Below are 8,627 nucleotides of genomic sequence, written 5' to 3'. Positions count from 1 at the left end.
TACCGTTCGCGCCAGCGGGCCGGAGGCCTTAAGCCCGCCCTGTACTGCGAAGCAGTCAGGGTCGGGTAGTTTACTAGTCTTTGACCCATAGCACTGACCCTTGCCCCTGGCTACAATGGGGGGACATGCTTAATAAAACTTCAGAACCCAAGGGTGGCTATGGTTGTCAGCTTGGAACGGGATCCCTGCGTGGTGCCTTCTGCTGGGGAGTTGCGGCAGGTGCTACAGGGGGTTGGCCCTCGTTCTTGTCCCTTGCAGTACAACTTTCACCTACACACTCGTTGTTCGGATGGGCAGATGGATCCCGTGGATCTGGCGGAGCAAGCACGCCGGCACGGTCTGAAGGGACTGGCCATCACCGATCACCACACCCTGAAGGGCTACGAGCGAGCCCGCGCCCACCTGGATCGTCCCGACGACCCCATCCTGTGGCCGGGGATCGAGATCACAGCCAACCTGTTGGGCTGTGAAGTGCATATTCTGGGCTACGGCTTCGATCCCACCGATGGTGTCCTGGATCCCTTTGCCCAAGGGGAGCAGGTTCCCGGCTTGCCCGCCGCCGACGGCATTCAGGCCATTCATGCAGCGGGAGGCTTAGCGGTGTTGGCCCATCCCTTTCGCTATTGCCTGCCTGCAGAGGAAATTGTCCCAGCAGCAGCGGAGTTGGGAATAGATGGCCTTGAGGTCTACTACGCCTACAAAAACCCGGAGATTTGGATCCCTAGCCCAGAAGTGACGGAGAAAGCGGAAGAGTTGGCCGAGGCCTACGGACTTTTGAAAACCTGCGGCACCGACTCTCACGGCCCCAGTATCCTGAGGCGGATTTGAGCCAGGCTACCCAGAACAAGCTGCTACGGGCGTGGATAGAGCAGCTGACCAAGCCGGCGCAACTGCTCTGCGGTGCCCATGCACAACAGCAGATCCCCCGGCTGCAACAGGGTTTCTCCGCTGGGGCCACCAATCAACTGGCCATCCGCCCGTCGAATCGCCACCACCAAAGCTCCGGATCGGTTGCGCAAATCGGCTTTCCGTAGGGTTTGCCCGACATAAGGACATTCTTGGGCTGCCAGCTCGTACTCCTCCAGGTAGAAAGTGCGATCCCGACCGACAAGGATGCCATCCACAAAGTCCACAACCCGGGGGCGTAAGGCAGCCGCCGCCATGCGTTTTCCGCCCGTGATGTAGGGAGAAATGGCATGGGCAACGCCCGCCCGCTGTAGTTTTTGCAAAGCCTCCTCCGTATTGGCGCGGGCAATGGTGCGAATGCGGGGGTTCAAGGTGCGGGCCGACAAGACCACGTACAGGTTCTCGGCATCGGAAGATAGGGCGGCAATCAGTCCCTCCGCCTGTTGCACCCGCGCTTCCAGCAAAGTGGCATCCAGAGTACTATCCCCCTGGAGGGCCACGTATCCCAGCTCTTGAGCCACCTGAATGGCCTCGGCAGACTGATCGATCACCAAAAATGGCACCCCTTCTGCTCGAAACTCTTGAGCCACCTGCCGCCCAATGCGCCCGAAACCGCAAATGATGTAGTGGTTGTTCAGCGCTTCCATCTGTTTCTTCCATTTCCGCTGCCGGATCCCTTCCTGAAAATGTCCCTGGATGAGGGCCTCTGTAAAGCGATTCACCATGAACCCAATGCTCAAGACCCCCATCAGGATCAAGGCCACCGTAAACAAACGCCCCCGCTCCCCCAGCGGCCCCACCTCCATGAAGCCCACGGTGGTTAGGGTGATAACGGTCATGTAAAAAGCCTCCACCCACGGCCACTGCTCCACCCCGTGGTACCAGAGGGTGCCGATCAGCACCACACACACCAATGCCCCCACACCCAAGCCGAGGTCTCGCCGGATCCCGGGATCCTTTTTGGCAGCCTGGAAGAGGGGACGAGCAGAAGCCATAGAGCCCAGCCAGATCTAGCCCAGGAAAAGGAAGCAAGAACTAGAATGGGGAAGAACCCGTTGTTGTTCGGTAACAAGTGGAGTGCGGATGCCTGAATACATCAAAGTGGAATATCGGATCGACAAAAACGGACAGGTCACCGAGACCGTACTGAATGGTTCTGGCTCCAGTTGTACCCTAGCTACCGCCGGCTTGGAATCGGCTCTCGGAACCGTGCAGAAACGGGAGCTCTTGCCGGAGTTTCACCAACTGACTGAAATCGAGAGGGAGTCAGAAGTCTCTTTGAAGCAAACCCGCTGACTCCATATCCATTTGCCTAGGGTTCTCACCATCTTCTCACTTTTTCTTTTTGCTCCCCTTTCCGGCCGTATTGCCGGCCCGTGCCGCTCCAACCGCAGCCTGAAACAGCCAAACAGCCAATGGAGCAGCGACAACCAAGATGATGCTGGTGGGGCCGACGCCAAAATCCGGCTCGCCAGAAGCCAACTCGAAAATTGAGCCAACAGCAGCAATGGCGCTGAGGCAGGAAACGGCCAAGAGCAGGTAACCTTTAACGCTGGTGGTCATAGAGAACCCGTTTGAGAACTACACTTGCGCAGTACAGGGCAAGCCGGTCGAATGCGTATTCATTCACCAAAAAGCCCTCCCACTCCTGAGAGGGCTACCTTTCATGCTAAGAGCAAGGATCCCTGTCCAGCAAGGCAAAACCAAAAGTGGGATCCCTAGAAGTTCAGCACCTAGGGTGTGGATTTAGCCGTTCACGATGATCTTGCCGACCATTCCGGCCCCACGGTGGGGCGTGCAGTAGTAGGTGTACTCACCTGGAGGAACATCAACAAAAGCCGACTCCACCACCTGCTTAGGAGCAGTGAGCAGTGCCTTGTGGGAGAGCTTGGCGGCCAGAGCCGCATCTCCACCGGGCACCTTGTCGAAGACAACATTGTGGGGGTAGACCTTGTTGTTCACCCACTGAACGGTATCCCCTTGGTTGATGGTGAGAGAAGGCGGATCGTAGACCAACTGGGCCTTGTCAGATCCCATTTTGACAATGTAGGTCTCGGCAGCAGCAGGGTTGGACAAGAACGCCACAGCCAATCCCCCAACCACAAGGCTGAGCAGGATGAGCTGCAAACGCTTCACCAGGTTAAAAACTAGAGACATGGATTCCTCTCAAAACGCAACAGCAGCTATCCCGGACTTTGCGGCTCGGTTGTTCCCTTGTATGCAGTGAAGAGAACCCAGCCAGGCGGAGGGACAGCAAGGACACTTGGATTCCTAATGTTCATTATAAGGGGGCTCATCCCAAAATAGAGCATGCCCACCCATGGAGCGGCAACATCCATTCTTTACAGAAGACCACAGCAGACCGAACCTGTCAAACAGCAGAACTCTCTCGCGGGTCTATGGCAACACTTCTGCTGGGCAACCCGATGCGGCTGGATCCCCAACCACTTGGGGTAGAGCATCTTGGCAGTTGGCGAGCGTGCGCAGGGAACCGAGAGCCAGTTTTCCGGGTCGTCCTCATCTCTACCCAAAAGTGCTTCGCAAAGTTTCGCAAAGTAGAGATTCTTTTTCCGTGGGATCCCTTAAAGTCCAAGAGTGTCTTGCCTAACAAATCCGTAGGGTTGTCGATGCACAAGAAGGGCAAATCATCCTAATCTCAAAGAGCAGGTTCTTGGATGCTGCTGGTCGGTATTCCTTTGAGATTCCTCAATAACATCACCTGAAAGTCAGTTGGTTGTTCAGCCCTCACCAAAATAGGGAGTCTGTTAAGATGAGCGTACAGCGTTCACCCGTAGTTGGTCCAAGCAAGAGTCGGCTTGCAACAAGTTTAGAATCGACGGATCAGCGGCTTAACATTCAAATCTTGGCCCGGTGTATTGGCACTGCCTTGAACCTGGGCGCTCCTCTCAGGGTTGAAGTGCACTACACCTCACAAGCTCGGTAGCAAGGTTTTCTTGGCAGGCCGCTCTAGGGGCACAGCTGCTACTATGGTTTGTGCTTGCCTGGGGCTAGAGTGATTTTTGGGCTTCTTATTTCGTTGTATGTCCGTATAGTCACTGCTGGCTGGAACAGCACACCTGAGGTCTCTCTAGAAGAGAGGAGCTGGGCATAAGCCGACGATTTTAGTCTGGCTGGATTGAGACAACTCTATTCACTACATCATCACATAGTCATTTCAAGTTAGATTAAGACACTTTACTAATTGCTACGCAGTGCCGTCCAAACGCTCTGCGCCGCTTCCGCAACCACCCCCAACCCCTCTCCCATAGGGAGAGAGGAGCTAGGAAGCAACACAGACGGAAAAGTCTCCTTCCTGCTTAAAGTGTGCTTAAAGTGATTGTATTTAGCAATGCGCAATGCAGCTTCTGTGGGGCAGGGATCCCGTTCGTCCAAAGCCTTAGGGCTGAAAAACCTGCAGGTCATATTAAACTGCGTGCGGAGTCTACAGAGCTAGTTCTGAACAATCCCCTGGATGATGGCTTCCGTAAGGCGGTCTAATCCTCCCAGGTCAGCTCTCTCGTTTTGGGAAAAGGGGTGAGGACAGTCGCCCAGCAGGCCGGAGAGCAGGGGAACTCAAACTGGTCAGAGCAGCCACAAGCACTTGGCCCAGAAAACCTTCTGCCAAGGGGGCACGGCGCTCTCAGTTGGCTTAACATTATTTCATGACCGGGCTTGGCCTTCACCTTGTCGAGGGCAGCTGGCCCGCCCAGGGTTCGGCTCAACTTCCTTCCCATTGCAGGCAAAACGACCATGGTAGGCATCTTCAAGCGCTTGTTCGGCTCGCGCGGCAAAGCTGCGGCCACGTCCTCACCGGAAACTGTTGCTAAGCCAACCCCAAAGAAAGCGAAAAACGACAATACTTTTTTTCTCGACCCAGATGAAGCCAAAACCCTTGGCAACATCGAGTATATGCGCACCCCCAGGATCGTGAAGCACACCTTCCAGGATTTCGGCAGCAAGGAGAAGGTGGAGGTGGTGGAGCAGGTCTCTTCCCTCGGTAAAGTTAAGTTGTCCGCAGAGGCAGCCAAAACTCCTGAAACTGCTGCTGAGCAGGGATCCTCCGCTTCAAGCAGCAGCGGAGTAAGCCCACGCCGTCAAGGGGGATCGGACATGGATACCTTCCGCAATATGGCCCGCAGCCTAAAACGCAAATAAGCCAAACTCAGGTTGATCCCTGTCAGAGCCAACCAGAGGCTGGATCCCAGCTTTCCTCTTCGCAGCAGCGACAGGCGTGATACAACTGCTATCGAACCGGCTAATCTGCGACTGAACTGAGGAGGAGCAATGGCGATTAAGCGAGGCACCTTGGTGCGGGCTATCCGCGAGAAACTGGAGGGTAGCTTAGAAGCGCAGGCAAGCGATCCTTTTATTCCCAACTACGTTTTCGAGACCCCCGGAGAAGTCGTGGATATCAAAGGTGACTACCTGCAGATTAAGTTTGGGGCTGTTCCCACCCCTACGGTTTGGCTGCGGGCGGATCAGGTTCAGGAGATGGCGGGTTGAGTAGAAGCACGGAATGTTCCCCATCTGCATACCCCGTGATGGGGTGAAGGGGGATCCATGGCACTCCTGGCTGCTCCCAACCGTGAACAAATCCTGCAGCGTAGGCAGCTTTTGCGTCGGCAACGGCGCAGCCGATTCTGGCAGGGATCCTGGCGCCTGACCGGTTCGATGACCCTCTTGGCGCTGCTGGTGCTGGGCCTACGGCAGCCCCACTGGCAAATTCGTCAGCCAGAACAGATTCAGGTAAAGGGTGCCCACTGGGTCGATCCCGCCTGGATACGGGCACAATTGCCCCTGCAGTATCCCCTCAACATTTGGCAGGTGCAACCGGCTGTTTTGGAAAGGGCTTTGCTGGGATCCCCGACCCGCCCCTCTCCCATCGAAAGCGTCCAGGTGCAGCGGCGGCTGCTGCCGGTGGGTGTCATCGTCCAGGTGCGGGAACGGCAACCTGTGGCGCGCGCGCGATGGGGCAACCAACTGGGCTGGGTGGATGTCCAAGGCAACTGGCTGTCTCCGGATCCCTACCGTTCCCCCGCGTCTTGGCCTGAGCTGGAGCTGCTGGGCTGGGAGAACCACACCCCAGAGCAATGGGCGCTGTTGCTCAGGGCTTTACAGCAGTCTGAAATTCAGATCAGGGCAGTGGATTGGCAATCTGGAGCGGGAATTACCCTGCATACTGAGCTGGGCAACGTCTACCTGGGGCCGATTTCCGACCGCTTGCCCTTGCAAATTCAGACCCTCAACCAAATGCGGGATCTGCGCCGCTACTGCGAGTGTACGCCCGACGACATCGTCCACATTGACCTGACCAGCCCCAGTGTGCCCACCTTGCAACTTACCCCCACGGCCACCCAGGAGCGCTGGAAAGACGTGCGGATGCCCTAGCTTTGCTATGAACCCGGTGCCGGCGGTGGAGGTGAACCAATTGTGGACAGCTTATCCCGGTCATCCGCCGGTGCTGCAAGGGCTGGATCTACGGGTCGAGGTTGGGCAACATCTGGGGGTGATCGGCCCCAATGGCGCGGGTAAAACTACCCTGTTCCTCACCCTCTGCGGCCTGTTGCCCCCCTGCTCTGGCCAGGTGAGTTTGTTTGGCCAGCCGCTGCGGCCCGGCCAGTTTCGCCCTGAGGTGGGGTTGGTGTTTCAGGATCCCAACGACCAACTGTTTGCCCCATCGGTGGCCGAAGATGTGGCCTTTGGACTGCGCAATTTGGCCCGTCCTGAGGCGGAGATTGCGGCTGCCGTTCAGGCCGCCCTGCAGATGACCGGCACCCTCCATTTGGCCGATCGTCCCCCCCATCACCTCTCTGGTGGGGAAAAGCGCATGGTTGCCATTGCCGGGATCCTGGCGATGCAGCCCCAGTTGGTGCTCTACGATGAGCCGACAGCCAACCTCGATTTGCGAGCCCGGCGGCGGTTGATGGTTTTTTTGCAGCAGGCTGCCCACACTTTTCTGCTGGCTTCCCACGATCTGGAGCTGATCTTGGAGGTGTGCGATCAGGTCATCCTGTTGGATCAAGGTCGGATCTGGGCCCAGGGATCCCCGGCCCACCTGATGGGCCGAGCCGACCTCATGGAAGCCCACGGCCTGGAAGTGCCCCCCTCGCTGCGCCGATAACGACAAAAGTTGAAAAGATATCAAGAATTATTTTTAAGCTGACAACATTTTTGCCTCTCTTAATAAAAAGCTATCGTGCTAATTAAAAATATTGATTTTCGTCCAGGATTGAGTGGGGATATCATTTTGTTAAGTCGGGGATCCCTTCTCTGAGTCGTCCTAATCGATTTTGTATGATCGATTTTGTACAAGAAAGATGTGGACTTAGCTCAGAGCTGGCAGCTTTGCCCGCCTGAGTGACAGTTGCGGTTAACCCTGATGGCTCCTACAACCTGTTCTGACTTCAGTCGGAGGTCTGTGGCTCAGAGCCTTCTCCCCTCAGGGGGGGGTCTCTGGTGGCTGGGGTAGGTGTCGCCGGGAAAAGCTGTCAATCGAGATTTGGGCAGAGGATCTCTCTGATGAAATCGAAAGGAGATTGCATGAGCGAACCCAATAAGCGAGATCAATTTGCCTTGCTACTGGGTTCGACAGCGTTCAGGAACTGAGTGTGTTCAAAAGTGGAGAGTTGATATGCCTATTGCAGTTGGAATGATCGAAACCCGCGGGTTCCCGGCAGTGGTAGAAGCTGCCGACGCCATGGTCAAGGCAGCCCGCGTTACCCTGGTGGGTTACGAGAAAATCGGCAGCGGTCGGGTCACCGTGATCGTGCGGGGGGATGTCTCGGAGGTGCAAGCTTCGGTAGCCGCCGGTTTGGAGTCTGCCAAGCGGGTGAGCGGGGGTGAGATTCTCTCCCACCACATCATTGCCCGTCCCCACGAGAACCTGGAGTTTGTGTTGCCCATCCGCTATACCGAGGCGGTAGAGCAGTTCCGCACCTAGTCCCCACTTCAGTAAAGTTCGCACCCCAGAAAGTTCGCACCCCACTTTCACTTTCAGCGTAAGGAGTACCTATGGCTATTGCAGTTGGAATGATCGAAACCCTGGGCTTCCCGGCAGTGGTAGAAGCTGCCGACGCCATGGTCAAGGCAGCCCGCGTTACCCTGGTGGGTTACGAGAAAATCAGCAGCGGTCGGGTCACCGTGATCGTGCGGGGGGATGTCTCGGAGGTGCAAGCCTCGGTGGCTGCCGGCATTGACTCGGTGAAGCGGGTGAACGGCGGCCAGTTGTTGTCTTGGCACATTATCGCCCGTCCCCACGAGAACCTGGAGTACGTGTTGCCCATTCGCTACACCGAGGATGTGGCTCAGTTCCGCGAAGGGGTCAATGCCATCCGTCCCTTCACCCGTCCCTGATGCGTATTGCCATTGTGCGGGGCACCGTCACCAGCACTCAAAAGGATCCCAGCTTGACGGGCGTGAAGTTTTTGTTGGTGCAGTACGTCGATCTCGAGGGCCAGCCGCAACCCGATTACGCTGTGGCTGCCGATCCGGTGGGGGCCGGCATTGACGAGTGGGTGCTGGTTAGCCAAGGCAGTGCCGCTCGCCAGCCGCAAGGAAACCAGACTCGCCCGCTGGATGCAGTGGTGATGGCGATTATCGATACGGTCAGCGTTGGCGGTCGCTCTCTCTACAACAAGCGCGATCAACGCTAGCTGGGATCCCTTCCCTTCTCATCTCTCTTGCTGCCCTTGTCCGCCCTACTGCGTTCTAGAGGCTCACGG

Annotated in this window: 12 protein-coding genes; 9 read left to right on the top strand and 3 right to left on the bottom strand. The window is 56.8% G+C overall.

Going from position 1 to position 8,627, the window contains the following annotated elements:
* Positions 1–159: 159 nt before the first annotated feature.
* Positions 160–828 carry a PHP domain-containing protein gene (locus tag NW834_RS06380; RefSeq protein ID WP_414419081.1) on the top strand — a complete coding sequence of 223 codons (669 nt, stop codon included), beginning with the start codon at positions 160–162 and terminating at the stop codon, positions 826–828.
* A 23-nt stretch (positions 829–851) separates the two neighbouring features.
* Here NW834_RS06380 and NW834_RS06375 read toward each other — a convergent pair whose 3' ends face one another.
* Entirely contained in the window at positions 852–1,901 is a 1,050-nt protein-coding gene (locus NW834_RS06375) for a potassium channel family protein (protein ID WP_414328833.1), read from the bottom strand.
* Positions 1,902–1,989: 88 nt separating this feature from the next.
* On the opposite strand from NW834_RS06375, the gene NW834_RS06370 reads away from it, so the two are divergent.
* A complete protein-coding gene (locus NW834_RS06370; RefSeq protein ID WP_011433403.1) occupies positions 1,990–2,202 on the top strand; it encodes a DUF2997 domain-containing protein in 213 nt (70 codons plus the stop codon).
* A gap of 36 nt (positions 2,203–2,238) precedes the next feature.
* On the opposite strand, the gene NW834_RS06365 is transcribed toward NW834_RS06370, so the two are convergent.
* A complete protein-coding gene (locus NW834_RS06365; protein ID WP_011433402.1) occupies positions 2,239–2,469 on the bottom strand; it encodes a hypothetical protein in 231 nt (76 codons plus the stop codon).
* Positions 2,470–2,652: 183 nt separating this feature from the next.
* Complete coding sequence (gene petE / locus NW834_RS06360) at positions 2,653–3,063, bottom strand: plastocyanin (RefSeq protein ID WP_011433401.1); 411 nt, start codon at positions 3,061–3,063, stop codon at positions 2,653–2,655.
* Between the two features lie 1,515 nt (positions 3,064–4,578).
* Here petE and NW834_RS06355 point away from each other — a divergent pair.
* From NW834_RS06355 to NW834_RS06325, 7 genes are all read left to right on the top strand, one after another.
* Entirely contained in the window at positions 4,579–5,061 is a 483-nt protein-coding gene (locus tag NW834_RS06355; RefSeq protein ID WP_414419082.1) for a hypothetical protein, read from the top strand.
* Between the two features lie 129 nt (positions 5,062–5,190).
* Positions 5,191–5,409 carry an NAD(P)H-quinone oxidoreductase subunit O gene (locus NW834_RS06350; RefSeq protein ID WP_011433398.1) on the top strand — a complete coding sequence of 73 codons (219 nt, stop codon included), beginning with the start codon at positions 5,191–5,193 and terminating at the stop codon, positions 5,407–5,409.
* A gap of 57 nt (positions 5,410–5,466) precedes the next feature.
* Positions 5,467–6,294 (top strand): cell division protein FtsQ/DivIB, encoded by an 828-nt coding sequence (locus NW834_RS06345; protein ID WP_414419083.1) that lies wholly within the window; start codon positions 5,467–5,469, stop codon positions 6,292–6,294.
* 7 nt (positions 6,295–6,301) lie between these two features.
* Positions 6,302–7,027, top strand: coding sequence for an energy-coupling factor ABC transporter ATP-binding protein (locus NW834_RS06340; RefSeq protein ID WP_414419084.1), 726 nt, complete (start codon positions 6,302–6,304; stop codon positions 7,025–7,027).
* Between the two features lie 510 nt (positions 7,028–7,537).
* A complete protein-coding gene (locus tag NW834_RS06335) occupies positions 7,538–7,846 on the top strand; it encodes a carbon dioxide-concentrating mechanism protein CcmK (RefSeq protein ID WP_011430450.1) in 309 nt (102 codons plus the stop codon).
* 71 nt (positions 7,847–7,917) lie between these two features.
* Positions 7,918–8,259 carry a carbon dioxide-concentrating mechanism protein CcmK gene (locus NW834_RS06330; protein WP_011433395.1) on the top strand — a complete coding sequence of 114 codons (342 nt, stop codon included), beginning with the start codon at positions 7,918–7,920 and terminating at the stop codon, positions 8,257–8,259.
* Positions 8,259–8,558 (top strand): EutN/CcmL family microcompartment protein, encoded by a 300-nt coding sequence (locus NW834_RS06325; RefSeq protein WP_011433394.1) that lies wholly within the window; start codon positions 8,259–8,261, stop codon positions 8,556–8,558. The genes NW834_RS06330 and NW834_RS06325 overlap by 1 nt, the downstream gene beginning before the upstream one ends.
* Positions 8,559–8,627: the final 69 nt, after the last annotated feature.

Source organism: Synechococcus sp. R60.1, assembly GCF_047461835.1.
In the GTDB taxonomy this organism is placed as follows: Bacteria; Cyanobacteriota; Cyanobacteriia; order Thermostichales; family Thermostichaceae; genus Thermostichus.
The sequence above is the reverse complement of the archived record's forward strand: the minus strand, read 5'-3'. Positions and strand labels throughout refer to the sequence as shown.